This window comes from Flavobacterium sp. ZB4R12, assembly GCF_048276375.1.
GTDB lineage: Bacteria > Bacteroidota > Bacteroidia > Flavobacteriales > Flavobacteriaceae > Flavobacterium > Flavobacterium gawalongense.
Window position 1 is genome coordinate 30,578 of sequence record NZ_JBLNKS010000020.1, and the last position, 25,563, is coordinate 56,140.

The window sequence follows — 25,563 nt, forward strand, 5'->3', positions numbered from 1 at the left end:
TACTATTACTTATTTGAATCTCTGTGGTAAATTTTACCATCTAACCATTCTTGAACTGCTAAAGCATGAGGCTTAGGCAATTTTTCGTAAAATTTTGAAACCTCAATTTGTTCTTTATTTTCAAAAACTTCTTCAAGACTGTCATTATATGTAGCAAATTCTTCCAATTTCTCAGTCAATTCTTTTTTGATTTCAGAATTGATTTGGTTTGCTCTTTTAGCCATAATGGTTATCGCTTCATACACGTTCCCAGTAGGTTCCTCAATAACATTCTTGTTGTACGTTATTGTATTTACCGGAGCATTCGTCTTTTTTAAATCCATGACTTTATTTATTTAGTAAATTTTTGTAAATCTTTTTCAATTCTAGCGAACATTTCGTCTGCTTTCTTTTTGTATTTGGTATTAGCATCAAATTTAATCAAATTTGAATGTGCCACTACTGCAACATTTAATCGTTCTTGCATTTTTGCAGGAACACTATTGATTGCCAGTTGATAAGCCGAATCATATTTATAAAACAACGCATCTTCCTTGAATGTTGTTCCAGGATAATCAGCTATAAAATTATCAAAAGCAACTATCGCTGATTTAAAATCTGAAATAGTATTATATCCTTTTGCATTTTCATATACCTTTTTCTCTATTTTTTCACTTAGCGCTTTTACAGTTACATTTGCTTCTGTCAAATATTCCGAGTTAGGATAAGTATCAATAAATGTCTGTAATTTATCTATCGCTTTCACTGTATCTGCCTGATCTAAGCTGTAAACCGGTGATAACATGGAATAGCTTTTTGCACCTAAATAAGCTGCTTCTTGAATTTTCTCGCTTTTTGGATAACCCGAAACAAAACTTTCAAATTGATACCCAGCTAAATAATATTGCTTGGTTTTGTAATAGGACTGTGCAAACATGTAAAACAATTTTTCCGCTTGAGGTTTCCCTCTGTACGCCGGAGCAATTTGTTCAAAAATACGAATCGCTTTTGAATATTTACCTGCATCGTACAATTTAGTAGCCATTTCAAATTTTACAGCAATATCTTCGGTTTTTAATGCTTTTTGATATTCGTTACAAGAACAAAAAAGAGTAACGAGAAGCAATAGAGATATTATTTTTTTCATTTTTTTACTTTTTTTTACAATTTCTGTGTTGTGTTCAATATACAGAAAATCATACCGAAGTTTCGGTGGCAAATTTAGTTATTAATTTAGCTACTGCAAAATATATTTTTGCATAAAAAAAGACACTGCTTTTTACGCTTGTTTATTGATTTTTTCAACAAATTGCCCAATTCTGTTAGCCAATGATTCATCTACTTTTATCAATGGTAAACGAACTGTATTTTCAGCTATTCCCAGTGACAGAAACACTTGTTTGATTCCTGCAGGATTTCCCTGCTCAAAAATCATATCGATACCATCCGATAAAAGGTATTGCGTTTTGAATGCTTCCTCCACTTTTCTATTTAAACCCAATCGGATCATTTCAGAAAATTCTTTTGGAAAACCTTGTCCAATTACGGATATAACGCCAGATCCACCTGCCAAAACCATTGGCAAAGCAATCATATCATCGCCAGAAATCACAAGAAAATCTTTTGGTTTGTTTTTCAATATTTGCATCGCTTGAACAATATCTCCAGCCGCTTCCTTGATAGCAACCACATTTTCGAAATCATTTGCTAAACGCAAAACAGTTGAAGGCAATATATTACTTGCCGTTCTTCCGGGAACATTATACAAAATAACAGGAATCGGAGAGGCTTCAGCAACAGCTTTAAAGTGTTGGTAAATCCCTTCCTGAGTAGGTTTATTATAATAAGGTGAAACCGAAAGTATAGCCACAAATTGTGATAAATCTCTAGTTTTAAGCTCTTCTACAACTTTCATTGTATTATTACCGCCAACGCCTAATACCAATGGCAATCTTCCATTATTAATTTCTATTACCGTCTTGATAACTAATTCTTTTTCGTCTTGAGACAATGTTGCATTTTCAGCAGTTGTACCAAGCACTACAAGATATTCAATTCCATTATCAATTGAGAAATTTACAATTCTTTTTAATGCTTCAGTATCAATTGAAAAATCCTCGTTAAATGGTGTTACAAGGGCAACACCTGTTCCTATTAATGATTGCATATTGGATTATAATTTGTTTAATATTTTTAAATATCTAAATAATTCGTGAGTGAAAACTTTAAAATTTTCAGTATTGGTGTTAATCATCAAGTGATTTAATCTTTTGTCTATTGATGAAAATCCAACTTTAAATTGTGCTTTTGAATTGTGGGTAACAACCATTAAAATTGCTTTTTCAACATCATAATAACTAATTAGCAAATCAAACTTCTCGTTAACAAAATCATTTACCTGTGGATCTGTAATCTCCCCTTTCCAATTGAGATGTTTTGCTCCAAAAGCAGTATGAGTACGTGCATCGCTTTTTTTAAATTTGTCTTTGTAAACAATAACTTTAATATTGTTTGCTGAAATTCCGTTTGCTATTAACTCCTTAATCAAGGTCTCTTTTTTCGAAAAATAACTGGCGTCTATAAGTAACCCAACAGTTTGTATCGAAGTTGAAAGCGAACTGCTTTTAACATTATGCAAGCTGTTTTTTAATATTTTTTTTACAGAAAAATCCTTTATGTAATTTAAAAACATATTACTTTTACTTGATTACAAAATTAATTAATTAAGTCGCATTTGAAATGGTAAATCTAAAAAAGTATAACGATGTTTTAAAACTTTTTGTTATATTCTTAACATTTATTTTTATCACTTCCTGTAGTAAACAAAATTATTACGTTACGAAGATAGAAGGTAAAAGAATCCCAATTACTGAAAAAGAAAACCAAGTTCCTCAAATTGAAAATTTTATTAAACCATACCGCGAACACATTAATAAAGATTTAGACAGCGTTTTGGCGTATTGTCCGGTAACATTAGATAAAAGTTCCGGTAAATGGCAGACTACTATTGGTAATTTACTTGCCGATGTTACCTTGATGCGAGGCAATTTAATTATTAATGCAAGAGAAAAAAAGAATATCGATATCTGTTTACTGAATCATGGAGGCATCCGTTCTATTCTTCCAAAAGGAAATGTTACGAGCAGAACTGCTTTTGAAATTATGCCTTTTGAAAACAGTATGGTTGTTATTGCTTTAACAAGGAGAACAAGTTTTTGAATTAGTTGATTATTTTATTGCTGAAAAAAAACCACATCCTTTATCCGGTATAACCTTTACAATTGACAAAAATAATGCAGCCAAGAACATCTTAGTTCAAGGAAAGCCAATTGAAAAAGACAAAATTTATTATGTGGGTACCAATGATTATTTATCCAATGGTGGTGACAATATGAATTTCTTTAAAAAAGGCGTTCAGAAATATGTTTTAGATTATAAATTACGAAATATTCTAATTGATTATTTTAAAGAAGTCGATACAATTCCTGTTGTAAATGATATCAGAATTACTGTTGAATAGAAAATAAGTGTTCCGTTTTAAATAACTAGAAAATAGTTTCATAAATATACAACCCTAGCCCTGATGGAAGCGACATTCTTTATGTTTTTCTTTTAAAAACATAAAGATATAGCGGACAGCAGGACACGAGCGAAGCGAACTGACGAAGTAAACAGCTCCAAAAAAAATTAAAATGAAAAGAAGAGATTTTATTGAAAAAACCGCTGCAAGTACCGCTTTATTGAGTTTAGGATTGCCATTAACCAGCTTTACATCTCCGGAGGTAAAACACTTGACGATTCTACATACGAATGATGTACATAGTTATATTGATCCTTTTCCAGCTGATCATCCTAGAAATCCTAATATGGGCGGCGTTGTACGAAGAGCGGCTCTTATAGAATCAATCAGAAAAGAAAATTTAAATGTATTACTGCTTGATGCCGGTGATATTTTTCAGGGAACGCCGTATTTTAATTATTATGACAGTCCGCAATATGTTCCAAAGGATAAAATATGGCACACAGATAACACGGATTGAACGGATTTTGCACAGATTTAAATAACTGTTTGATTCACCGAGTAAAAAAATCCGTGTAAATCGGTATAATCTGTACAATCTGTGGGCTAATATTTATGCTTTATAAATGTACAAACGACGAAAATTGTATTCGAAATGATTTTAGTCCGCATTACGGATAGTCATATTAATTATTATGGCGGAGCATTAGAATTCAAATTGATGAGCATGATGCACTATGATGCCTCCACAATAGGGAATCATGATTTTGATAATGGTGTTGAAGGTTTGTATGCGCAAATGCCTCATGCGAAATTTGAATTCTTATCAGCAAACTATGATTTTAAAAACACAGTGATGGATGGTTTTGTAAAACCGTATAAAATATTTAATAAAAACGGCATTAAAGTTGGTGTTTTTGGTCTTGGGATTGAACTCGATGGATTGGTGGATAAAGCGATGTACAAAGAGACTGTTTACAATAATCCTGTTGAGGCGGCGCAAGATATGGTTCGGGTTTTAAAAAAAGAACAGCAGTGTGATTTAGTGATTTGCTTGTCACATTTAGGGTATAAATACAAAGACGAACCGAATAAGATTTGTGATTTAAAACTAGTGGAACTGACCCAAGATATTGACTTAATAATAGGCGGTCATACACATACTTTTCTTGATAAACCTACCGTTATAAAAAATCTTGTTGGCAAAGAAGTTTTGGTGAATCAAGTAGGTTGTTACGGAATTAATTTAGGTAGAATTGATTTTTATTTGGATAACAATAAACAGAATGCTTCACATGGAACATCAATTATTGTTTAATTTATTGACCCATTTATCGTTAGCAATAAAGTAATTGACCATGAAAAAATAAGAAAACACCTGACAGGTCATTTCGATCAGACTAAAAACGGAAAGTGATAAATAAAATCCATTCAGCACATAAAAAATATCAGAAAGCAATAAACAAACGGACATCAGCAGTAAATTTAGAAAAGCAAAAGTGCCTTTTGCAACGTAATTTACAACAGATATACAAATCAACATGCTTAATACAATACTATAAATTATAATAATTGAAAAATCTGTTTTCATTTTCTCCAATTGCAAACTCAAAATTGTAGTCGATAAAACAACCATCACAATTATTACAATCAGCAATGATAAAATATCTATTTTATCAAACTTTATTTTTTTTAAGCCACTAATAAGAGGAATGGCCAATAGTAAATAAACAATCAAAAAACTCAATACTGAACCAGTTTCTGAATCATTATAATCCATCAAAATAAAAACATCCCCTATAAAAGAAAACAGAAAAATACCAGCTTTTACTAAATCAATTTTATAATTATTGGTCGTAAAATAATAAATAAAAATTGAGGGTACCACCATAGACTTTGCATAGAGCACTAATGATTCCTGCCCTAGCAAATTAAATAAAATAGTCAATATGCAGGCGGAAAAATAAAGTATAAGAGAAGGTGTATTAGCTTTCATTTGTCAGTTTCATAAAATCATCTTCAGAAATTATCGGGATATTTAGTTTATTGGCTTTTTCTAGTTTGGCTGGTCCCATATTATCTCCGGCAACAACATAATCTGTTTTGGCAGAAATAGAACTTCCCACTTTCCCCCCGTTGTCTTCAATAGCTTTTTTCAAATCGTCTCTAGAAAATTTCTCAAAAACACCCGAAACTACAAAAGTTTTTCCAGAAAGTTTATCGGTGGCATTTGGGTTTATTTTTTCAATAATTTCAAATTGTACGCCATGTTTTTTTAATCTTTCAATAATCATTCTATTTTCTTGATTTTCGAAAAAGTCAATCACACTTTGTGCAATTCGGTCTCCAATTTCATCCACCAAAATCAAATCCATCAATGTCGCCTGACTCAATGCGTCAATGTTTTTATAATGCTTCGCTAATTTCTTAGCTACAGTTTCTCCCACATATCGGATTCCAATGGCGAACAAAACGCGTTCGAAAGGAATATTTTTTGAATTTTCTACCCCTTTCACCAAATTTTCAGCAGATTTTTGAGCCATTCTTTCCAAAGGAAGAATTTGCTCTACGGTCAATTCATATAAATCGGCATAATTATGAACCAATCCATTATTGAAAAGTAACGCTACAGTTTCTCCACCAAGACCTTCAATATCCATCGCTTTTCGAGAAATATAATGCTGAATCCTTCCGATAATCTGTGGAGGACAACCATAAAAATTCGGACAATAGTGATTTGCTTCGCCTTCACTTCGCACTAACTCAGTATTGCATTCCGGACAATGGGTGATGTATTTTGTTGGTTCTGTATTTTCTGGACGTTTGCTCAAATCAACGGCAATAATCTTAGGGATTATCTCCCCTCCTTTTTCTACAAAAACGGTATCTCCTACACGAATATCCAGTTTCTCAATTTGATCAGCATTGTGTAAAGAAGCACGTTTCACTATGGTTCCCGCCAATTGCACCGGCTCTAAATTTGCCACCGGAGTAATCGCACCCGTTCTTCCCACCTGATAGGAAATGGAGTTTAATTTTGTTGAAACCTGTTCTGATTTGAATTTATAGGCAATTGCCCAACGCGGAGATTTGGCTGTAAAACCCAATTCATCCTGATAGTGAAAAGAATTTACTTTTACCACTACACCATCCGTTTCGTAAGGAAGATTATGCCTATGAGTGTCCCAATAATCGATGTATTGAAAAACTTCTTCCAAATTATGAGCTAGTTTTGCTTCTTTAGGCGCTTTAAATCCCCATTGTCTAGCCGTTTCTAATCCTTCAAATTGAGATTTGAAAGGCAGATTATTTCCAATTAAAAAATACAACAAACAATCTAGTGGCCTTTTTGCAACTTCGGCACTGTCTTGCAATTTCAAACTTCCAGAAGCTGTATTTCTAGGATTTGAATATGGTAATTCACCAATTTCGATTAAATCCTGATTCATTTTTTCGAAACCGGCAAAAGGTAAAATAATTTCACCACGCACATCAAATTTATCGGGAAAATTTCCTTTTAACTTTAACGGAATTGATTTTATAGTTTTGATATTATTAGTCACATCATCTCCTTGAAAACCATCGCCACGAGTTATCGCTCGTTTTAATTTTCCGTTTTCGTAGGTAATACTGATTGATGCACCATCATATTTTAACTCACAAGTATATTCTAATGGAACATTTCCTAAAACTTTTTGAAGACGCTTTTCCCAATCTATTAATTCTTCTTTGGAATAGGAATTATCAAGAGAATACATTCGATGTACGTGAGGAACAGTTTGGAAGTTTTTTGTAATCGTACCTCCTACTCGTTGCGTAGGTGAATTTTCATCAAAGTATTCTGGAAATTTATTTTCTAAGTCTTGAAGTTGTTTTAATTTCAAATCAAATTCATAATCAGAAATTATTGGTTTATCCAACACATAATAATTGTAATTGTGTTGATTTAATTCCTCTCTTAAAGTTTGAATCGTATTTTGAATGTCCATAGAAAATAAAAATTGGCTATTTTAGTTTTTGAAAAAGTGTACTAAAATAACCAAATTAAAAGAAACTGCAATACAATTATGACTCTATAATTGTATTTATTTGTTGGTATAAAAGGCCATCACTTAAAAAAGAACCTTGTTGTACTAATGCGAAAATTGAGGTGTTACGCTCTTCGGTAAACTCTTTTTTCCCTACTTTCATTTCAATTGTATCGGTAAACATGTTATCACTAAGCCATTGCAATCCTTCTTTGGTCAGGAAATCAGTTTCAGGAACTAATGATTTCAAAACAATTGATTGAACATGGGTATCAAAACAATGAAAAAGGAAAATATGATTTTTGGAAAAATGCTCTAAATAAGTTGCTTTTGAAAGAACCCCTTCCCAAATCAAATCAGAAAAAACATCTAGTTCTTGTTCTGCTACTTCAGGTTTTTCCGCTTTTATTTTATCCCACTCCGCTTTATCAATTGCTTGTGTAGCTAAAAATGTACTGAATTCCTGATTCAATTCTTCAAATTGTTCTTTTGTTAATCTTGAATATTTCATTATTCTATTTTAGTATTTAACTTTTGTTTTTCAACTGCCCTTTGACGTTTTAAAGCAAAAAAAGCCCTCTCAAACGAGAGGGCAAATTTAATATATTTTTTATCTTTTTAGAAAATATATCTAATCCCAAATTGCGCTTGCCATCTTGAAGCTAAACTAGCATCATAACTGAAGGTTTTAGTTTGCGTTCCATTAAACGTATAAGTAGGAATGTTTGCAGTATTAACGCTAACACCTATTGGTTGTACACTGATTGGTTGTTGGATTAATCCCCAATCTGAGTTCAATAAATTTCCTATATTCAAAACATCAACACTGAATTGAATTGTATTTTTCTTTTCTGAAGCTGAAGAAATTTTAAAATTGTAATCTTGGATTAATTTAAGATCCCACTTACCTCTCCAAGGAGATAAAGCACCATAACGTTCTGCATACTGACCTCTTCTTTCATTCAAATAATCATCTTGTTTGATGTAATTATCAAATGCCGCGCCTTGTCCTACGCCAGAAAAAATCATAGTGCTAATTTCTGCTGTAGTTGGGATGTAAATTAAATCATTCCCAGACGCACCATCATTATTAATATCACCTCCGTAAGTATAATTGAAACGACCTCCTTGAGCGTATTCAAAGAATGTAGAAATAGTGGTTGCCCATTTGTCATTACCATATTTCCATTTTTTAGAACCCACACCAATAAAACGGTGTGTATCTCCATATTTAGAATTAGAAAGCACGTCATTATTTACATTCCCTAAAGCTGGGTTAAAATTAAAGGCATCACCAGTAATTTCAGCTTCTATAGAATTCACATCTTTAGATTTCAAATAGTTATAGGCTAAACTAGCAAACAATCCATTGTCAAATGTTTTTTGCACTTTAACAGAAGTGTTAAATGCACTTCCTTTTTTTGAATTAGTCAATACATAAGCATGAGCTCTTGCAGGAAAACCATATTCATTCCAAGTACCATAATCGTTAGATCCATAAATTGGTCTATTATCTACACTATTTAATTGACTTGTAGGTGTTTTTAATCCCCAATCCTGAACATGGACAGCATTTATATCTTTATTATAAGACATATCAACTGTAAGAATATAATTGTTTTCAAATTTATGGTCGATACCTAAACTAGTTCTCCAAACTTGAGGAAATTTAAAATCATTATTAACAACTTCATAGAAAAATGGATCCGTACCACCTACTTGGTTACCAATCCATACAAATGGTAGTTTTCCAGTAAAAATACCAGTTCCACCACGCAATTGTGTTACTTTATTTCCATTTACATCCCAATTGAAACCTACTCTAGGAGACCATAACAATGCATTTCCAGGTAGTTTTGTAGAATCAAAATTTACTGTGCTTCCGTCTTTTGGATTATAATAATTGATAGTTGGAACATATCCTTCTGAATTATCAGTATCAATAAATTTCTGTATTAAATCTGAGGTATTAAAATACAATGGCTTATCAGCTCTTAATCCATATATCAATTTGAAATTATCATTGATATTCCATTCATCCTGAACATAAAATGCTAATTGACCTACAGTAGTTTCAGCTAAATTCCAACCTCCATTTGTTCCATCCTGAAGTGCATTTTTTGTATCAAATGTTGTTTGAGCAGCTGCAATCGCAGAAGCATAATATCCATTTGCAATATTAGCATCAAAACCAGCCATATCTGTACTTCCAAAAACATCAAAACCATATCCCTTAAGATTGAATGAGTTTTTGAAAATGAATTTTTCGAATGAGAAACCTGCTGTATAAGTATGATTTCCTCTTACAATATTTAAATTATCTGTAACTTGAATTACTTTTTGGTCTAATTTATTATTGATTGAAAATGGCTCATGCCCTGCAATTATATAAGGAGAACCGTCTTTAGTTATACTAATAACCGGTGCCGGTGCAGAAAAAGGTTTTCTAAAATCATTAAAATGCGTATAACCTGCTTGCAATTTATTAGTAACTACCTCGCTAAATTTAGAGTTCAACTCCACTAAGAAAGAGTTAATTTGATTATTGATCTGATAACCTGACTTTTCAAATTGCATTGTATTCACATCAGGTCCTCTACGAAGAATTGCTGTAGGATGTGCAGGTTTATCTTTGGATGCATCCAAGAAATTATAAATAAAAGCCAATTTATGATTATCATTAATGTTCCAGTCAAATTTTATAATTCCTTTATTTGAATCTGAATTATGAGTAAATCCTTGGTAAGCTCCTGTATCGTAACCTAACTTTCCTAATTCAGTAGACACATGCATCAAATCAGTGGCTAAAACTCTGGATTCATTTACGCCAGTTGTAGCATTTCCATCATTAGCAACAACATTTGAACCTAAATCGCTTCTTTTATCAATTTCATAATTAGCAAAGAAAAATAATTTGTTTTTAATAATTGGACCTCCAATACTCAAACCCGCTTGAGTTTGTTCTAAAGAAGGAACAAATATCTTCTCTCCATGCACTTTACTACCCGTTAAATCTTGGTTTCTGTAAAAAGCATAAGCAGTACCATGAAATTCATTTGTACCTGATTTTGTAACTGCATTTACAGAAGCACCTGTAAAACCAGACAAAGTCACATCATAAGGAGCCGTGGCTACCTGAATTTGATCGATGGCATCTAGTGATATTGGCTGAGAACCTGTTTGCCCACCAGGAGTTGCCGCATCTAATCCGAAAGGATTATTGAAAACAGCTCCATTCAAGGAATAACTGTTATACTGGTCATTTCTACCGCCAAAAGAACCGCCACTTGCTGAAGGCTCTAAACGCGTAAAATCTTCAGCTGATCTTGAGATTGATGGCAATACTGCCAATTCTCTTCTACCTATAGTAGTCTCAGCGCCAGTTCTTCCACTTTGAAAAACTTTATTTTTAGCCCCAACAACTTTTACTTCTTCTAGCTTTTGACTTTCATCTTTCAAAACAACATCTAAACTAAAGACTTTACCTAAATCAAGGTAAACATCGTTAAATTCTTCAGTTTGAAATCCAATAAAAGTTACCACAATTTTATATGGCCCTCCAATTCTCATATTCAACATATTGAATCTTCCATCAGCATTCGATACTGCAGAATACTTAGTTCCTGAAGGAGTATGAATAGCAAGTATCGTTGTTCCTGGAAGCAACTCATTACTAGAACTTTTCACTATTCCCTTAATACTAGATGTTGTAGTTTGACCTATCATCGAGTGAAGACCAAATACAAAAAACAATAAAATAATAATTTTTTTCATTTATTTGAATGTTAGTTATTTTGGGCAAAATTAGCCAAAAAAAAATCACTCCTAAGAGCGATTTTTTTATTTTATTAACAAAATGTTAGCCAAATGTTATTTTTCAGCAACAATTTCATAAGGTAATTCAATAACTACATCTCTGTGTAATCTAACGCTAGCAGCATATTTTCCTGTACGTTTAACGATTCCACTAGTAATAAATTTTCTGTCAATTACTTGACCGCCTTTTGCTAATGCTTCAGCGATATCAATATTCGTGATTGAACCGAATAATTTTTCACCACCTGCTTTTGCGAAAATTTTAATTTCGATAGCTTTTAAAGTTTCAGCCAATGCTTTAGCATCGTTTACTACTTTTTCTTCTTTATGAGCTCTTTGTTTTAGGTTTTCAGCTAACACTTTCTTTGCAGAAGAAGTTGCCAAATGTGCGTGTCCTTGTGGGATTAAAAAGTTACGACCGTAACCATTTTTCACAGATACAACATCATCTTTAAAGCCTAAATTTTGTACGTCTTTTTTAAGTATAAGTTCCATAATTTCGCTTCTTTATTATTTTAGTAAATCAGCCACATATGGCATTAATGCTAAGTGACGTGCTCTTTTTACAGCAACAGACACTTTTCTTTGGTATTTCAATGAAGTTCCTGTTAAACGACGAGGAAGAATTTTCCCTTGTTCGTTTACAAATTTCAATAAGAAATCAGCATCTTTATAATCAATATATTTGATACCTGATTTTTTGAAACGACAGTACTTTTTAGTTTTGTTTGTTTCTATGTTCAAAGGCGTAAGATATCTGATATCTCCGTCTTTTTTTCCTGAAGCCGATTGTTGTAATGTTGCCATGATAATTAAGCTTTTGTAGATTTTAATTTAGTTCTTCTTCTTTCAGCCCAAGAAATAGCGTGTTTGTCTAAACTTACAGTTAAGAAACGCATTACTCTTTCGTCACGTCTAAATTCGGTTTCAAAAGCAATTAGAACTTCTCCTGCTACTTTGAATTCGAACAAATGGTAAAAACCACTTTTTTTGTTTTGAATTTCGTAAGCCATTTTTTTAAGGCCCCAGTCTTCTTTCGATACCATCTCTGCTCCTCTACTAGTAAGAAAATCTTCAAATTTGCTTACTGTTTCCTTTACCTGAACTTCAGATAAAACGGGATTTAAAATGAAAACAGTTTCATAATGATTCATAAATATTTTATTTATTTGTTAATTTGGGTGCAAAAGTAATCAATTATTTTAAATAAACAATGATGATTTTACTTTATTCGTTGTATGGTAAAAAAAACCGATAAAGATTAGTTTTTTCAATAAATGATTATTAAATTTACTACTCCAAATCTTAAAATACGAAAATTATGAAACTTAATTGTGTAGTAGTTGATGATAGTTCCATTCAAAGGATGATCATCGCAAAGTTAGTGAATAATCATCCAAATCTACATTTAATTGGAGATTTTTCTAATGCAATTGAAGCTAGGAGTTGCATGTCTGTACATAATGTAGATTTAATATTTCTAGATATTGAAATGCCTGTAATTAGCGGTTTTGACTTTTTAGATGGTTTAAAAATAAAACCACAAATTATTTTCATTACCTCTAAAGCCGAATATGCCATGAAAGCATTTGATTATGATGCTACCGACTATCTGCAAAAACCTATTGCTATAGATCGTTTCAATGCATCGGTTAGAAGAGCAATCGATTTATATTCTCTTAAAAAAGAAAATAAAGAAGAAGAAGGTGAACATATTTTCATTAAGAGTAATCTGAAAAAATTAAAAATTTTCACTTCTAAAATTAAATGGATTGAAGCTTTTGGTGACTACGTTAGAGTTGTTACCGAAGAAGATAGTAACTTAGTGCTTTCTACGATGAAATCTTTTGAAAATGATTTGTCTAAAGAAAAATTCATCAGAGTTCATAAGTCCTACATCATAAATATCGACAAAGTAGAACGTTTCAACAGTAAGTTTGCCGAAATTGGAATTACAAAAATACCTTTGAGCAGAAACAAAAAAGAAGATTTAGTTAAAGCCCTATCATTTGCATAAAATTACTTTTAATAAAAATCGACGTTTAGCGTAACTTTTATAGCTCTGTATTGAGCAACAGCCTCAAAACTATTCAATATCTTTTGGATAGTTTTTTTTGTGTTTACTATAGACGTGTTTTGTGGAATTTTAATTATAATCGTTCGTATGTATTCATTCCTAATTCTATTTATAGCTGGTTCCTCAGGACCTAATACCGGCATATTAAGATTTTGACTCATTACTTGATACAGCCACATGGTGCCTTCTTTTAGTTTATCGAAATCACGCTGTTTTAATGTCAGTTTTATGATTCTGAAATAAGGCGGATATTTATAAATTTGCCTGTCATACAATTGCTCCTTATACATTCCCAGATAATCATTATTTGTTACCTGCTGTATCGTATTATGATTAGGATTATACGTTTGAATAATAACTTTTCCTTGTTTCTCCGAACGTCCTGCTCGACCTGCTACTTGAGTCATCATTTGAAAACTTCTCTCGAATGCTCTAAAATCAGGATGATACAACATGTTATCCGCATTCATGATTCCTACCAAAGTCACATTATCAAAATCCAATCCTTTAGCTAGCATTTGCGTTCCAACTAAAATATCAATTTCTCTATTCTTAAAACTATCGATAATTTTCTCAAAACCAAATTTACCACGCGTGGTATCCTGATCCATTCTTCCTGTTTTTGAATTTGGAAAAATAGAAATCAATTCTTGTTCTATTTGTTCGGTTCCAAAGCCTTTTGTAGTCAAATCAACACTAGAACACGAATGACAATGGGTAGGTTTTGCCGTTGTATACCCGCAATAATGACAACGCAACTGGTTTTTATGCTTGTGATACGTCAAACTCACATCGCATTGTTGGCATTGTGGCACATGACCACAAGTAATACATTCTATTATTGGAGAATAACCTCTTCTGTTTTGAAACAAAATCACTTGCTCACCTAATGATAATGCGGTATTGATTTCTTCAATTAAAACATCACTGAAATGTCCCGTCATTCTTTTCCGAAAGTATTTATCTTTCAAATCCACCAATTCAATATTTGGCATCATTACGTTTCCAAATCGTTTCGAAATTTCTACTAAACCATATTTTTCCGATGTTGCATTAAAATAGGTTTCTATACTTGGTGTTGCCGAACCTAATAAAACTTTTGCTTTATGCGAATTAGCCAAAACTACCGCAGCATCACGCGCATGATAACGTGGTGCAGGATCTACTTGTTTGAAAGTTTGTTCGTGTTCCTCATCTACAATTACAAATCCCAGATTATGAAAAGGTAAAAACAAAGCTGACCTCGCTCCTAGTACTACTTGTGCTTTCTCCGAATTTACCAAAACTTGATTCCAAACCTCGATACGTTCATTATTATTATATTTCGAATGAAAAACAGCTACTTTATTTCCAAAATAAGTTCTCAATCTTCCTACTAATTGCGTTGTCAAAGCAATTTCGGGCAATAAATACAATACTTGTTTTCCAGAATCAATATATTCTTCGATGAGCTTAATATAAATCTCCGTTTTTCCACTGGAAGTTACTCCATGCAACAAACAGACTTCTTTTTGAGTAAAACTAGTTTTAATTTCTTCAAAAGCAGTTTGCTGTGCCTGACTTAATTGAAGTTCTTCTTCTCTTATTTTTCCATTGAAATTTACTCTGTCTTCCTGAAGAAAATAATCCTCAAATATTTCTTTTTCTATTAATGCCTTTATAATTGCCGAAGATGAATGAGCCGCCTCGACAAGTTTTTTAACCGTTATGGGTTTAGCTCCGCTCCGTTCGGCTTCGCCTCGGGTCTTTTCGGTAGCGCTCAATTGAAAATAACTCAGTACAATTTCCTTTTGTTTGTTGGCATTTTTCAAGGTTTCCAACAATTCGCCCAAACCAGCATTCGAATCATATTTAGAATGCAAACGCACATAACGAACCAACTTAGGTTTATAACTTTCTGCAATTTCTTCCTGAAGCACTACTATATTTTTGTCAATCAGTTTTTGAATTACAGGAAAAATATTTTTTTTGTTTAAAATTGATATAATATCCTGCACTTTCAAGGAACTTTGCTGCTGTAAAGCTTCGTAAACCAAAAATTCATCATCCGAAAGGAAACTTTGATCCACAAACAAATCTTGTTTTTGAGAAATTACGGTTTCGCTTTCCAGCAAAAGTGCGCTTGGTATAGCGCTACGATACACATCCCCAATAGCACACATATAATAAGACGCTATCCATTGCCAGTGTGTAATTTGGATTTCAGTAACAATGGGGTTTTCATCCAGAATTTGGTGAATTTCTTTGGCTTCGTATAAAGTGGGTTTATTTTGATGAATTTCTATAACTAGCGCCGTATAAATTTTACTTTTACCAAAAGGTACCGCCACACGCATTCCTTTCTTGATATAATGAAATTCAGCTTCAGAAACGCTATAGGTAAAGGTTTTGGCAAGAGAAAGAGGTAAAATTACTTCGACGAAATGCATTTTTAGATTTTTAGCTATTTGTTATTATTGGACAGGCATTAGATTCATTCCATTTAAAATCAACTTTTTACTCTGTACCAATATTGTGTTCGCCCAAACAATGAAATTCCAATAAAACCACGAACTTTAAGTTTGTCTTTTGATTCTAATGTAATATAACATTTATAAAGTTTCCCGTTTTTAGGATCTAAAATTTTGCCTTTAGTATATACGTTCCCATCTTTTGTTAATCCTTTTATGACTATCATTCCAAGAATAGGTTTGTTTCTATCCTCACCTGAACAATTGCTACAAACTTTTTTTTTATGTTCTTCTTCCAGAATCTCAATTACTTTACCATAAATTTTCCCAGATTCCTCATAGATTTCCACTATTGATTTGGCTTTTCCAGTTTCATCATCGATGGTTTTCCATTTGTCAATAACCGTTTGATTTTGACCATAGAAAATGGCAACAAAAAACAGTGCTATAATAACTAATCTACTTTTTTTCATGATACTTGTTTTTTTGCTCTCGCAAGTTAGAGACTTCAAATAAATTGATTGTAAAATTAAACATTAAAAAGGAAAAGATTGTAATGAATAGCAGGAAATAGCTTCATAACTTCATTGGATTAAATACTGAAAATTATTTTTTTGAAATTGTTCAGCCTGTTATTTCGAAAACGTTTGAAACTTTAAACTTTGCTTCTTTACGTCTTTGTCACCCGAAATAAAATCAATAAATTAGCCACTTGAAATTCTATACAAAATAACAATGAAAAATACTGCGCTTACGCACATACACGAGAGTTTGGGAGCAAAAATGCTTCCGTTTGCCGGATACAATATGCCTATTTTATATGAAGGTGTGAATGCTGAACATGAAACGGTTCGAAATGCCGTAGGTGTTTTTGATGTTTCTCATATGGGTGAATTCTTACTTACCGGACCAAATGCGTTGGCTTTAATACAAAAAGTAACTTCTAATGATGCGTCTACTTTGACTATTGGAAGAGCACAATATTCTTGTTTGCCTAACAATGACGGCGGAATTGTAGATGATTTGATCGTTTACAAAATGAAAGAGGAGCAGTATTTATTAGTCGTAAATGCTTCGAATATTGATAAAGATTGGGATTGGATTGCTGCACATAACGATTTGGGTGTAGAAATGAGAAATTTATCTGATGATTATTCGTTATTGGCAATTCAAGGCCCAAAAGCTGTTGAAGCCATGCAATCATTGTCTTCAATAGATTTATCGGCAATTCCTTACTACCATTTTGAAGTTGGTGATTTTGCAGGAATTGACAACGTAATTATTTCGGCAACAGGTTACACTGGTTCTGGAGGATTTGAAATTTATTGTAAAAATTCAGAAGTAGAACAAATTTGGAATAAAGTTTTTGAAGCTGGTACTCCTTTTGGAATTAAACCAATTGGTCTTGCTGCTCGTGATACCTTACGATTGGAAATGGGATTTTGTTTATACGGAAATGACATCAACGATACCACTTCTCCACTTGAAGCTGGTTTGGGTTGGATTACTAAATTCACAAAAGACTTTACCAATTCAGAAAATCTGAAAAAACAAAAAGAAGCGGGAGTTTCTAAAAAATTAGTGGCTTTTGAAATGCAGGAACGTGCCGTTCCAAGACATGATTATGAAATCGTTGATACTTCAGGAAATGTAATTGGAATCGTTACTTCAGGAACAATGTCGCCATCAATCAATAAAGGAATTGGTTTGGGTTATGTAACCGTTGAAAACAGTGCTTTGGACAGCGACATATTTATTAGAATTAGAAAAAATGATGTTCCTGCCAAAGTGGTAAAATTGCCTTTTTACAAGAAATAAAAATAAATGAAGAAAATTTCACTCGTATTATTCTTGACTACATTTTCACTATTTGGTCAAAATGATGCCAAAACTTGTGAAATACTTTCTAAAATAAATGCGTTAATTCAGCGCGAACATATTAATCCAAAACCGGTAGACGACAGTTTATCGGTTTTTGTTTTTGATTCCTTTATTGAAGAACTTGATCCTTCGAGAACTGTTTTTCTAAAATCAGAATACGATATTCTTTCGCAAAAATATCGCTTGAATATTGACAATCTTATCAAAGATAAAGACTGTGCTTTTCTAACCGAGATTTCGACTGTTTACAAAAAAGATCTTTTAAGAAATATGGACCTTTTGGAAAAGATTGATAAAGGAACTGTTGACTATGAATTGAAAGACACGATTCGGTTTTATAAAAAAGCATTCCCAATCTATTTATTAGACAACCAAGTTGAGAAAGTTTGGAGAAAAAAAATTAAATATGGAATTCTGGATGATATAGCCCAGACAAGCAAAAATCTGGATTCTATTAAAGCCAATTTTAATGCATTGGCAATGCATTCTAAAAATACAATTATTCAAAATGAACTTTGCAGAATAAATAGCATTTTGCAAAATGAATCTGGCTTACAAGAAAGTCTTTACAATCATTTTTGTAGTTACTTTGACCCACACACTTCTTATTTTAGCGATGATTCCAAGTCAAGTTTTGTAGCCTCATTATCCAAAGAACATTTATCATTAGGACTAAATGTAAGTTTAAATAAAAAAAGCGAAATTATTGTAGATGAATTAGACCCTAATGGACCCGCATTTCTTACTGGAAAAATAAAAAAAGGAGATCAAATTATTTCGATTTCAAACCTAAAGGAAACTTTACTGGTTTCATGTGCTTCACTGGAGGCAATTTCGAATATGATTCTCTCAGAAGCCAATAAAAACATTGTACTAACGCTGAAACGCAATTCCGGAAAAAACTTTGAAGTACTCGTAGAAAAGCAAGTCATAAAAGACGAAGAAAATACCGTTTACAGTTTTATTGTAGAGAAAGACATCAAAATAGGATATATAAAAATCCCCAGTTTTTATGCCGATTTTGAAGGTAATAATGGCAAAGGCTGTGCTCAGGATGTTGCCAAAGAAATAATCAAATTACAAAAAGATAATATCAAAGGATTAGTTATTGATTTAGTGGATAATGGTGGCGGTTCCATGGAAGAAGCGATAAAATTAGCCGGAATGTTTATTGATGACGGTCCAATATCCGTAGTAATTGATAATAAAAAAGTACAAACTACAATTGATGATCCGTATAAAGGAATGCTTTACAAAGATCCAATTGTACTTCTAATAAATGGTAATTCGGCATCAGCGAGTGAGTTTTTCGCATCGGTTCTTCAAGATTACCATCGGGCGTTATTAATTGGCAGCATCACTTTAGGTAAGGCAACTATGCAAACCATAGTTCCATTAGAAGAAAATGATAATAAGAATTTTGTAAAAGTAACTGTCAATAAATTTTACAGAATAACTGGAAAAAGTCTTCAAAGTTTGGGCGTTTTTCCAAATGTAGTTCTGCCGGAAATCTACGAGACAATATTTCCAAAAGAGAATAACTTCCCTACGGCTTTCAAAAATGACAGCATCAATCCTTTCATTAGATTTAGGCCTTATGCAAAAAATAATTTGATTCAAAAAGTATTAGAAAATAGCAGGCTACGAATTGTTAACGACGACTATTTTAATGATATTAAAACAATTAATAAAAGAATCGACGATTTGGTAAACCAACCAAAGAAAGCAATACCATTGACAATTGATACAGTTTTTGAGGAACAAAATAAAGTCAGTGATTTATGGGAAGAGATTAATTCTTTTGATTCCGGAAGTATTGATTTGAATGTTTACAATTCTGATTTAAATCGATTCCTTCTCGCTATTCATCCCTCAGAAAAAATTAACAATCAATTCCAATTGGATGCATTAAAAAAGAATCACTACTTGAATGAGGCCATTACAATAATTGAGGATTTCAATGCTTTAAAATAAAATAACAGTATCAATTTATTTTTAATTCGATAAAAGAATTTAATTTGATTTTGGTAAAATAAGGAATAACTGTATTTTTGCAGTTCAAAATAATAAACTAGCAATGGGAAGAGCGTTTGAGTTCAGAAAAGGAAGAAAAATGAAACGTTGGTCAGCAATGGCCAAAGCATTTACCAGAATTGGTAAAGATATTGTAATGGCTGTAAAGGAAGGTGGTCCAAATCCTGATGCCAACTCCAGATTAAGAGCAGTTATTCAGAATTCCAAGGCAGTCAATATGCCAAAAGAAAATGTAGAACGTGCTATCAAAAAAGCAACGGATAAAGACACCGCCAACTATAAAGAGGTTTTATTTGAAGGATATGCACCCCATGGAATTGCAATTCTAGTTGAAACAGCAACTGATAATAATAACAGAACTGTTGCCAATGTCAGAAGTTATTTTAACAAATGTAACGGTACAATGGGAACGCAAGGTTCAGTTGAATTTATGTTTGACCATACGTGCAACTTTAGAATTCCGGCAAACGGAATTGATCCTGAAGAATTAGAATTAGAATTAATCGATTTCGGCGCGGAAGAAGTTTTTGAAGACGAAGACGGTATTTTAATTTATGCGCCTTTTGGAAGTTTTGGAACGATTCAAAAAGAATTAGAAAATAGAGGATTGGAAATCCTTTCTTCCGGATTTGAAAGAATTCCTCAAATAACTAAAAAACTGACTGAAGCACAAGCTGCTGATGTTGAGAAACTAATCGAAAAAATTGAAGAAGATGATGACGTAATGAACGTTTATCATACAATGGAGGAATAGTTTACAGTATTCAGTGAACAGTATTCAGAAAAACACTAGAAAAACTCCGGAGAAATCTGGAGTTTTTTTTGAGTTTGTCCCGTATTTTGTCATTCCGACGAAGGAGGAATCTCACACAAAGCGAACTATCCTGATGAGATTCCTCCTTCGTCGGAATGACAAAAAAAAACAGAATGACTCTGTTAAAAAGAAAAACTCCATCAACTTTTAGACTGACGGAGTTTTTTATCTTAATACTTTATACTAATTAATACTTCTTATTTTATAAATTCAATTTTCTGAGCTTCTTCTTCGTTGATACTATCAAAGAAACCTTGTTCGTTCATCCAGTCATCGCTAAATACTTTACTCATATAACGAGAACCGTGATCCGGAAAAATGGCGATTACATTACTGTTTTTATCAAATTCACCTTCGTCTGCATATTGCTTTATAGCCTGCATTACTGCTCCGGAAGTATATCCTACAAATAAACCTTCTTTTTTAACAATTTCTCTGGCAGAATGCGCACTTTCTTCATCAGTAACTTTCATGAACTTATCGATAAGATCAAAATCAGTTGCAGACGGGATTAAGTTTTTACCTAAACCTTCAATTCTGTAAGGATAAATTTCATCGTTATCGAATTCCCTGGTCTCATGGTATTTTTTTAATACGGAACCAAAAGCATCTACTCCGAGAATCCTAATATTAGGATTTTGTTCTTTCAAGTATTTTGCAGTTCCTGAAATAGTTCCTCCTGTACCGCTACAAGCGATAAGGTGTGTGATTTTACCATTTGTTTGTTTCCAAATTTCTGGCCCTGTAGATTTATAATGTGCATCAATATTCAATTGATTGAAATATTGATTGATATAAACAGAACCTTTCGTTTCTTCGTGCAAACGTTTGGCTACATTATAATACGAACGCTCATCATCAGCGGAGACATGTGCGGGACAAACATAAACTTTTGCTCCCAAACTACGTAACATATCTATTTTATCTTTGGATGACTTAGAACTAACAGCAAGGATACAATTATAGCCTTTTATGATACTTACCATCGCCAAACTAAAACCGGTATTCCCGGATGTAGTTTCAATAATGGTATCACCAGGAGATAAAAATCCTTTTTTTTCAGCTTCTTCGATTATGTATAATGCTATTCTATCTTTAGAAGAATGTCCTGGATTAAAAGCTTCTACCTTTGCGTAGAAATTACCTTCTAACTCTTCGGTGACTTTATTTAGCTTAATAAGTGGGGTGTTACCTATTAATTCTAAAACATTATTATAAGCGTTTATTTCTTCTTTCATAAAAAAATAGTTAGTCGCAGGCAATTTTTAATTTAACCACGAACGTTGCAAATTTAACAAAAAAAATCTAATTACTTTTTAATTTTCTCTAAATCTAATAAAAAACTAAATTCTTTTGCTAATTCCTTTATAGCTTCAAACCTCCCAGATGCTCCTCCGTGACCTGCATCCATGTTAGTATCAAGAAATAAGACATTCGCATCCATTTTCATTGTTCGCAATTTTGCGACCCACTTAGCTGGTTCCCAATATTGTACCTGTGAATCATGAAGACCCGTAGACACATACATATTGGGATAATTTTGTTTTTTTACATTGTCGTAAGGAGAATACGACAACATGTATTGGTAATATTTCTTTTTATTTGGATTCCCCCATTCATCATATTCTCCAGTTGTAAGAGGTATACTATCATCAAGCATCGTAGTAATTACATCCACAAAAGGAACTTGTGCTATTATTCCATGATACAATTCAGGTGCTAAATTCACCACAACTCCCATTAATAAACCTCCGGCAGAACCCCCTTCTGCATATAAATGTTTTGGTGAAGTGTATTTTTGATCAATCAGAAATTTAGAACAATCGATAAAATCAGTGAACGTATTTTTCTTTTTTAATAATTTTCCGTCTTCATACCATTGTCTTCCTAAATCCTCGCCACCACGAATATGCGCTATCGCAAATATAAATCCTCTATCTAATAATGTTAATCGGGTCGATGAAAAAGTAACATCCATAGAATGTCCATAAGAACCATAAGCATATTGCAACAATGGATTATTCCCGTCTTTTTTCAACTCTTTTCTATACACCATAGAAATAGGAATTTTGGCTCCATCTTTGGCAGTTGCCCAAACGCGTTCTTCTTTATAATTATTTTTATCAAATTTGCCACCAAGAACCTGTTGCTCCTTTTTGATTTCCTTTGCTTTGGTTGTCATATTGAAATCAATAACCGAAGAGGGAGTTGTCATGGATTGGTAGCCGTAACGCAAAATTTCTGTTTCAAAATCTACATTGGTCGTGGTATAAGCGGTATAGGTTTCGCTTTCAAAAGGCAAATAGTATTCCCCTTCCCCACTCCAAGGCATGATTCGGATTTTATTCAAACCATTCGAACGTTCTTCGACCACTAAATAATTAGCAAAAATTTCGATGTCTTCTAACAAAACATCTTCTCTATGCGGTATAACTTCTGTCCAATTTTCTTTTGATGTTGCGGTTTCGAGCGTTTTCATCAATTTGAAATTTTCGGCTTTATCCTTATTGGTTAAAATATAAAAGCTATCCTTGTAGTGATTGATACTATATTCTACTCCTCTGATTCTTTTTTGAAAAATTTCAAATTTCCCATCTGGAGTGTCGGCATTTAGAATTCTATATTCTGTTGTCAGTGTACTTCCAGACTCAATTGCAAGATATTTTCTGGATTTAGATTTTGCAATTTCGACATTATAAGTATCATCTTTTTCAAAATAAACTAAAACATCATCCGCTTGTTTTGAACCTAATTTATGTTTGAAAATTTTATCGGATCGCAAGGTAACTTCGTCCTGCGAAGAATAAAAAATGGTATGATTATCATTTGCCCAAACAGCAGTTCCAGTAACCTTTTCTATTTTATCTTCTAAAATTTCATTGGTTTCCAAACTTTTAACCTGAATAGTATAAATTCTTCTTCCAATAGTATCCGTACTATAAACAGCTAATTTATTATCCGGACTAATACTCAAACCACCTAATTGAAAATAAGATTGTCCTTTGGCCAATTCATTACAATCGAACATGATTTCTTCTTTTGCCGAAAGGCTTTCCTTTTTTCGGGAATAAATAGGATAATCCTTTCCAGTTTCAAAACGGGTGATGTAGTAATATCCGTTGTATAAATAAGGAACCGATTCATCATCTTCCTTGATTCTGCCTTTCATTTCTTCAAATAATTCTTTTTGGAAATCTTTGGCATGAGCAGTCATTTTATGATAATACTCATTCTCTTTATTCAGGTAATCAATAACTTCCGGGTTTTCTCTATCGTTCAACCAAAAATAATTATCAATTCTTGTATCCCCTAAGTTCTCTAAAGTTTTCGGAATTATTTTAGCAACTGGTGGTTGTATATTTTCTGGCATTGTTTGCGCGTTTATTTTAATAAGTGAAGCTACAAAAATAGCATAAAGACATTTTAAAACGATTCGATTTTTCATCTAATTTAACATTGCTTATTACATCGAATGTAGTAATTTCGTAATTCAATAATTTAAAATAGCACAAAATGGATTTAATGGGAATGATGGGAAAACTTAAAGAAACCCAACAAAAAATAGAAGACACAAAAAAACGTTTAGACACAGTCCTTATAGATGAACAAAGTACTGATGGTTTATTGAAAGTTACTTTAACAGCCAATAGAAAAATAAAATCAATCACAATTGACGATTCTTTATTAGAAGACAAGGAGCAATTAGAAGATTATTTAATTCTAACTATAAATAAAGCGATTGAAAATGCAACTAAAGTAAATGAAGCGGAACTTGATGCTGTTGCAAAAATGGATATGCCAATGATTCCAGGAATGGACAATCTTTTTAAATAAAAAAATTTCAAGTGTAAGGTTTAAAGTTTTTAGCATTGTCAAAAACTTTAAACCTTACACTTGAAACAAATCTTTCAAACTACTATACTAATTTTTGTAGTGTTTCTAGAACATAAGTATGCATCACTTCTCTATAATCAAGGTGCGTTACTATCCTCAATTTTCCATGTCCCATAGAACTGATTGAAATATTTTTTTGTTTTAACAGCTCTATTAAATTCTTTTCAATGCAATTTGGAACTAATGAAAAAATCAAGATATTAGTCTCAACAGGCTCTACTGAAGCGACCCAACTTGCCTTTTTTAATACTTCGCCAATTTCTTTAGCTCTTCGATGGTCCTCGGCAAGACGTTCCATATTATTATCTAAAGCGTAAATTCCGGCTGCCGCCAAATATCCTACCTGACGCATTCCGCCACCCAATATTTTTCGGATTCGCAATGCACGGTGAATAGTAGCTTTATCAGCTAATAAAACCGAACCAATTGGCGCTCCCAATCCTTTAGACAAACAAACAGAAATAGTATCGAATAGTTTCCCAAACGCTTTTGGATCTTGCTTTTTGGCTACCAATGCATTCCAGATTCGGGCTCCGTCCAAGTGAAATTTCAAATTATTGGCATCGCAAACCTGTTTTATTTTTTTTAAATCTTCCAATTCATAACAAGCTCCACCACCTTTGTTAGTAGTATTTTCTACACAAACCAAACTCGTTAAAGGACTGTGATAAAACTCAGGATCATTAATTGCTCCAGCCACTTGTTCAGCAGTTATCATTCCGCGATTTCCATTTAATAAGCAACAAGAAACGCCGCTGTTAAAAGAAACGCCTCCGCCTTCATAATGATACACATGCGCATATTTATCGGCAATTAATTGTTCGCCTGGTTGTGTATGTAATTTTATCGCCGTTTGGTTTGCCATAGTTCCTGATGGAAAAAAAAGCCCTGCTTCCATCCCGAACATTTCGGCAACTTTAGCTTCAAGTTCAATAACAGTTGGGTCTTGTTTGTAAACGTCATCCCCCACTTTAGCATTCAACATATGCACTAACATTTCGCGAGAAGGTTTGGTTATCGTATCGCTAACTAAATTTATTTCCATATATATTTTTATTTTCAGTACGGAC

At 32.7% G+C, this 25,563-nt stretch carries 22 protein-coding genes and 2 pseudogenes; 8 read left to right on the forward strand and 16 right to left on the reverse strand.

The window, feature by feature from the left end; all coding sequences use genetic code 11:
• Positions 1-5 precede the first annotated feature (5 nt).
• The 4 genes from ACNO7W_RS14410 to ACNO7W_RS14425 form a co-directional block, all read right to left on the reverse strand.
• A complete protein-coding gene (locus tag ACNO7W_RS14410) occupies positions 6-323 on the reverse strand; it encodes a DNA-directed RNA polymerase subunit omega (protein ID WP_035671643.1) in 318 nt (105 codons plus the stop codon).
• Between the two features lie 8 nt (positions 324-331).
• Positions 332-1,126: an outer membrane protein assembly factor BamD gene (locus tag ACNO7W_RS14415; RefSeq protein WP_417938654.1), complete on the reverse strand. Its 795-nt coding sequence runs from the start codon at positions 1,124-1,126 to the stop codon at positions 332-334.
• Between the two features lie 132 nt (positions 1,127-1,258).
• Positions 1,259-2,146, reverse strand: a complete 888-nt coding sequence (dapA, locus tag ACNO7W_RS14420; RefSeq protein ID WP_143386537.1) for a 4-hydroxy-tetrahydrodipicolinate synthase — start codon at positions 2,144-2,146, stop codon at positions 1,259-1,261.
• 6 nt (positions 2,147-2,152) lie between these two features.
• Positions 2,153-2,617 carry a DUF6913 domain-containing protein gene (locus tag ACNO7W_RS14425; RefSeq protein WP_417938655.1) on the reverse strand — a complete coding sequence of 155 codons (465 nt, stop codon included), beginning with the start codon at positions 2,615-2,617 and terminating at the stop codon, positions 2,153-2,155.
• Between the two features lie 101 nt (positions 2,618-2,718).
• Between ACNO7W_RS14425 and ACNO7W_RS14430 the strand changes: the two are divergent.
• From ACNO7W_RS14430 to ACNO7W_RS14440, 3 genes and pseudogenes are all read left to right on the forward strand, one after another.
• A pseudogene (locus ACNO7W_RS14430) lies at positions 2,719-3,499 on the forward strand (5'-nucleotidase C-terminal domain-containing protein).
• Between the two features lie 172 nt (positions 3,500-3,671).
• Entirely contained in the window at positions 3,672-4,019 is a 348-nt protein-coding gene (locus ACNO7W_RS14435; protein ID WP_417938656.1) for a metallophosphoesterase, read from the forward strand.
• A gap of 162 nt (positions 4,020-4,181) precedes the next feature.
• Positions 4,182-4,817, forward strand: a pseudogene (locus ACNO7W_RS14440) (bifunctional metallophosphatase/5'-nucleotidase); the annotation flags it as partial.
• On the opposite strand, the gene ACNO7W_RS14445 reads toward ACNO7W_RS14440, so the two are convergent.
• The 7 genes from ACNO7W_RS14445 to rpsF all read right to left on the reverse strand — a co-directional run bounded on the left by ACNO7W_RS14445 (position 4,803) and on the right by rpsF (position 12,497).
• Positions 4,803-5,390, reverse strand: coding sequence for a lysoplasmalogenase family protein (locus tag ACNO7W_RS14445; RefSeq protein ID WP_417938657.1), 588 nt, complete (start codon positions 5,388-5,390; stop codon positions 4,803-4,805). The pseudogene ACNO7W_RS14440 and the gene ACNO7W_RS14445 sit on opposite strands and share 15 nt — an antisense overlap.
• Positions 5,391-5,484: 94 nt before the next feature.
• Positions 5,485-7,488 (reverse strand): NAD-dependent DNA ligase LigA, encoded by a 2,004-nt coding sequence (ligA, locus tag ACNO7W_RS14450; RefSeq protein WP_417938658.1) that lies wholly within the window; start codon positions 7,486-7,488, stop codon positions 5,485-5,487.
• Between the two features lie 76 nt (positions 7,489-7,564).
• Entirely contained in the window at positions 7,565-8,038 is a 474-nt protein-coding gene (locus ACNO7W_RS14455; RefSeq protein WP_143386541.1) for a DUF6495 family protein, read from the reverse strand.
• A gap of 107 nt (positions 8,039-8,145) precedes the next feature.
• Positions 8,146-11,301 carry a TonB-dependent receptor gene (locus tag ACNO7W_RS14460; protein ID WP_417938659.1) on the reverse strand — a complete coding sequence of 1,052 codons (3,156 nt, stop codon included), beginning with the start codon at positions 11,299-11,301 and terminating at the stop codon, positions 8,146-8,148.
• A 96-nt stretch (positions 11,302-11,397) separates the two neighbouring features.
• The gene (rplI, locus tag ACNO7W_RS14465) at positions 11,398-11,838 is read right to left on the reverse strand and encodes a 50S ribosomal protein L9 (RefSeq protein ID WP_143386543.1); all 441 of its coding nucleotides are present in this window, start codon (positions 11,836-11,838) and stop codon (positions 11,398-11,400) included.
• A gap of 15 nt (positions 11,839-11,853) precedes the next feature.
• Positions 11,854-12,150, reverse strand: coding sequence for a 30S ribosomal protein S18 (rpsR, locus tag ACNO7W_RS14470; protein WP_007138295.1), 297 nt, complete (start codon positions 12,148-12,150; stop codon positions 11,854-11,856).
• Between the two features lie 5 nt (positions 12,151-12,155).
• Entirely contained in the window at positions 12,156-12,497 is a 342-nt protein-coding gene (gene rpsF, locus ACNO7W_RS14475; RefSeq protein WP_035671622.1) for a 30S ribosomal protein S6, read from the reverse strand.
• A 167-nt stretch (positions 12,498-12,664) separates the two neighbouring features.
• Between rpsF and ACNO7W_RS14480 the strand changes: the two genes are divergently transcribed.
• Complete coding sequence (locus ACNO7W_RS14480; RefSeq protein ID WP_039110583.1) at positions 12,665-13,360, forward strand: LytR/AlgR family response regulator transcription factor; 696 nt, start codon at positions 12,665-12,667, stop codon at positions 13,358-13,360.
• An 8-nt stretch (positions 13,361-13,368) separates the two neighbouring features.
• On the opposite strand, the gene priA is transcribed toward ACNO7W_RS14480, so the two are convergent.
• Together priA and ACNO7W_RS14490 are read right to left on the reverse strand one after the other, a co-directional pair.
• Positions 13,369-15,849, reverse strand: coding sequence for a replication restart helicase PriA (gene priA, locus ACNO7W_RS14485; RefSeq protein ID WP_417938660.1), 2,481 nt, complete (start codon positions 15,847-15,849; stop codon positions 13,369-13,371).
• 59 nt (positions 15,850-15,908) lie between these two features.
• Positions 15,909-16,343 carry a DUF2147 domain-containing protein gene (locus tag ACNO7W_RS14490; protein WP_143386546.1) on the reverse strand — a complete coding sequence of 145 codons (435 nt, stop codon included), beginning with the start codon at positions 16,341-16,343 and terminating at the stop codon, positions 15,909-15,911.
• A gap of 262 nt (positions 16,344-16,605) precedes the next feature.
• On the opposite strand from ACNO7W_RS14490, the gene gcvT reads away from it, so the two are divergent.
• The 3 genes from gcvT to ACNO7W_RS14505 all read left to right on the forward strand — a co-directional run bounded on the left by gcvT (position 16,606) and on the right by ACNO7W_RS14505 (position 20,539).
• Positions 16,606-17,688, forward strand: a complete 1,083-nt coding sequence (gcvT, locus tag ACNO7W_RS14495; RefSeq protein ID WP_417938661.1) for a glycine cleavage system aminomethyltransferase GcvT — start codon at positions 16,606-16,608, stop codon at positions 17,686-17,688.
• Positions 17,689-17,694: 6 nt separating this feature from the next.
• Positions 17,695-19,725, forward strand: a complete 2,031-nt coding sequence (locus tag ACNO7W_RS14500; protein ID WP_417938662.1) for a S41 family peptidase — start codon at positions 17,695-17,697, stop codon at positions 19,723-19,725.
• 103 nt (positions 19,726-19,828) lie between these two features.
• The gene (locus ACNO7W_RS14505) at positions 19,829-20,539 is read left to right on the forward strand and encodes a YebC/PmpR family DNA-binding transcriptional regulator (RefSeq protein ID WP_143386549.1); all 711 of its coding nucleotides are present in this window, start codon (positions 19,829-19,831) and stop codon (positions 20,537-20,539) included.
• Between the two features lie 257 nt (positions 20,540-20,796).
• On the opposite strand, the gene ACNO7W_RS14510 is transcribed toward ACNO7W_RS14505, so the two are convergent.
• Together ACNO7W_RS14510 and ACNO7W_RS14515 are read right to left on the reverse strand one after the other, a co-directional pair.
• Positions 20,797-21,837 (reverse strand): PLP-dependent cysteine synthase family protein, encoded by a 1,041-nt coding sequence (locus ACNO7W_RS14510; protein WP_417938663.1) that lies wholly within the window; start codon positions 21,835-21,837, stop codon positions 20,797-20,799.
• A gap of 71 nt (positions 21,838-21,908) precedes the next feature.
• Positions 21,909-24,044 carry a S9 family peptidase gene (locus ACNO7W_RS14515; protein WP_417938664.1) on the reverse strand — a complete coding sequence of 712 codons (2,136 nt, stop codon included), beginning with the start codon at positions 24,042-24,044 and terminating at the stop codon, positions 21,909-21,911.
• Between the two features lie 68 nt (positions 24,045-24,112).
• Between ACNO7W_RS14515 and ACNO7W_RS14520 the strand changes: the two genes are divergently transcribed.
• A complete protein-coding gene (locus tag ACNO7W_RS14520) occupies positions 24,113-24,433 on the forward strand; it encodes a YbaB/EbfC family nucleoid-associated protein (RefSeq protein WP_314897555.1) in 321 nt (106 codons plus the stop codon).
• 82 nt (positions 24,434-24,515) lie between these two features.
• On the opposite strand, the gene ACNO7W_RS14525 is transcribed toward ACNO7W_RS14520, so the two are convergent.
• A complete protein-coding gene (locus tag ACNO7W_RS14525; protein ID WP_417938665.1) occupies positions 24,516-25,538 on the reverse strand; it encodes a threonine aldolase family protein in 1,023 nt (340 codons plus the stop codon).
• Positions 25,539-25,563 lie beyond the last annotated feature (25 nt).

Coding starts and splice junctions, on each gene's coding strand:
- dapA (WP_143386537.1), bottom strand. CDS start 2,146: ATGCAATCATTAATAGGAACAGGTGTTGCCCTTGTAACACCATTTAAC.
- ACNO7W_RS14510 (WP_417938663.1), bottom strand. CDS start 21,837: ATGAAAGAAGAAATAAACGCTTATAATAATGTTTTAGAATTAATAGGT.
- ACNO7W_RS14435 (WP_417938656.1), top strand. CDS start 3,672: ATGAAAAGAAGAGATTTTATTGAAAAAACCGCTGCAAGTACCGCTTTA.
- gcvT (WP_417938661.1), top strand. CDS start 16,606: ATGAAAAATACTGCGCTTACGCACATACACGAGAGTTTGGGAGCAAAA.
- ACNO7W_RS14410 (WP_035671643.1), bottom strand. CDS start 323: ATGGATTTAAAAAAGACGAATGCTCCGGTAAATACAATAACGTACAAC.
- ACNO7W_RS14520 (WP_314897555.1), top strand. CDS start 24,113: ATGGATTTAATGGGAATGATGGGAAAACTTAAAGAAACCCAACAAAAA.
- ACNO7W_RS14445 (WP_417938657.1), bottom strand. CDS start 5,390: ATGGTGGTACCCTCAATTTTTATTTATTATTTTACGACCAATAATTAT.
- ACNO7W_RS14515 (WP_417938664.1), bottom strand. CDS start 24,044: ATGAAAAATCGAATCGTTTTAAAATGTCTTTATGCTATTTTTGTAGCT.
- rplI (WP_143386543.1), bottom strand. CDS start 11,838: ATGGAACTTATACTTAAAAAAGACGTACAAAATTTAGGCTTTAAAGAT.
- ACNO7W_RS14505 (WP_143386549.1), top strand. CDS start 19,829: ATGGGAAGAGCGTTTGAGTTCAGAAAAGGAAGAAAAATGAAACGTTGG.
- priA (WP_417938660.1), bottom strand. CDS start 15,849: ATGCATTTCGTCGAAGTAATTTTACCTCTTTCTCTTGCCAAAACCTTT.
- ligA (WP_417938658.1), bottom strand. CDS start 7,488: ATGGACATTCAAAATACGATTCAAACTTTAAGAGAGGAATTAAATCAA.
- ACNO7W_RS14490 (WP_143386546.1), bottom strand. CDS start 16,343: ATGAAAAAAAGTAGATTAGTTATTATAGCACTGTTTTTTGTTGCCATT.
- ACNO7W_RS14415 (WP_417938654.1), bottom strand. CDS start 1,126: ATGAAAAAAATAATATCTCTATTGCTTCTCGTTACTCTTTTTTGTTCT.
- ACNO7W_RS14460 (WP_417938659.1), bottom strand. CDS start 11,301: ATGAAAAAAATTATTATTTTATTGTTTTTTGTATTTGGTCTTCACTCG.
- ACNO7W_RS14480 (WP_039110583.1), top strand. CDS start 12,665: ATGAAACTTAATTGTGTAGTAGTTGATGATAGTTCCATTCAAAGGATG.
- ACNO7W_RS14500 (WP_417938662.1), top strand. CDS start 17,695: ATGAAGAAAATTTCACTCGTATTATTCTTGACTACATTTTCACTATTT.
- ACNO7W_RS14455 (WP_143386541.1), bottom strand. CDS start 8,038: ATGAAATATTCAAGATTAACAAAAGAACAATTTGAAGAATTGAATCAG.
- rpsR (WP_007138295.1), bottom strand. CDS start 12,150: ATGGCAACATTACAACAATCGGCTTCAGGAAAAAAAGACGGAGATATC.
- rpsF (WP_035671622.1), bottom strand. CDS start 12,497: ATGAATCATTATGAAACTGTTTTCATTTTAAATCCCGTTTTATCTGAA.
- ACNO7W_RS14525 (WP_417938665.1), bottom strand. CDS start 25,538: ATGGAAATAAATTTAGTTAGCGATACGATAACCAAACCTTCTCGCGAA.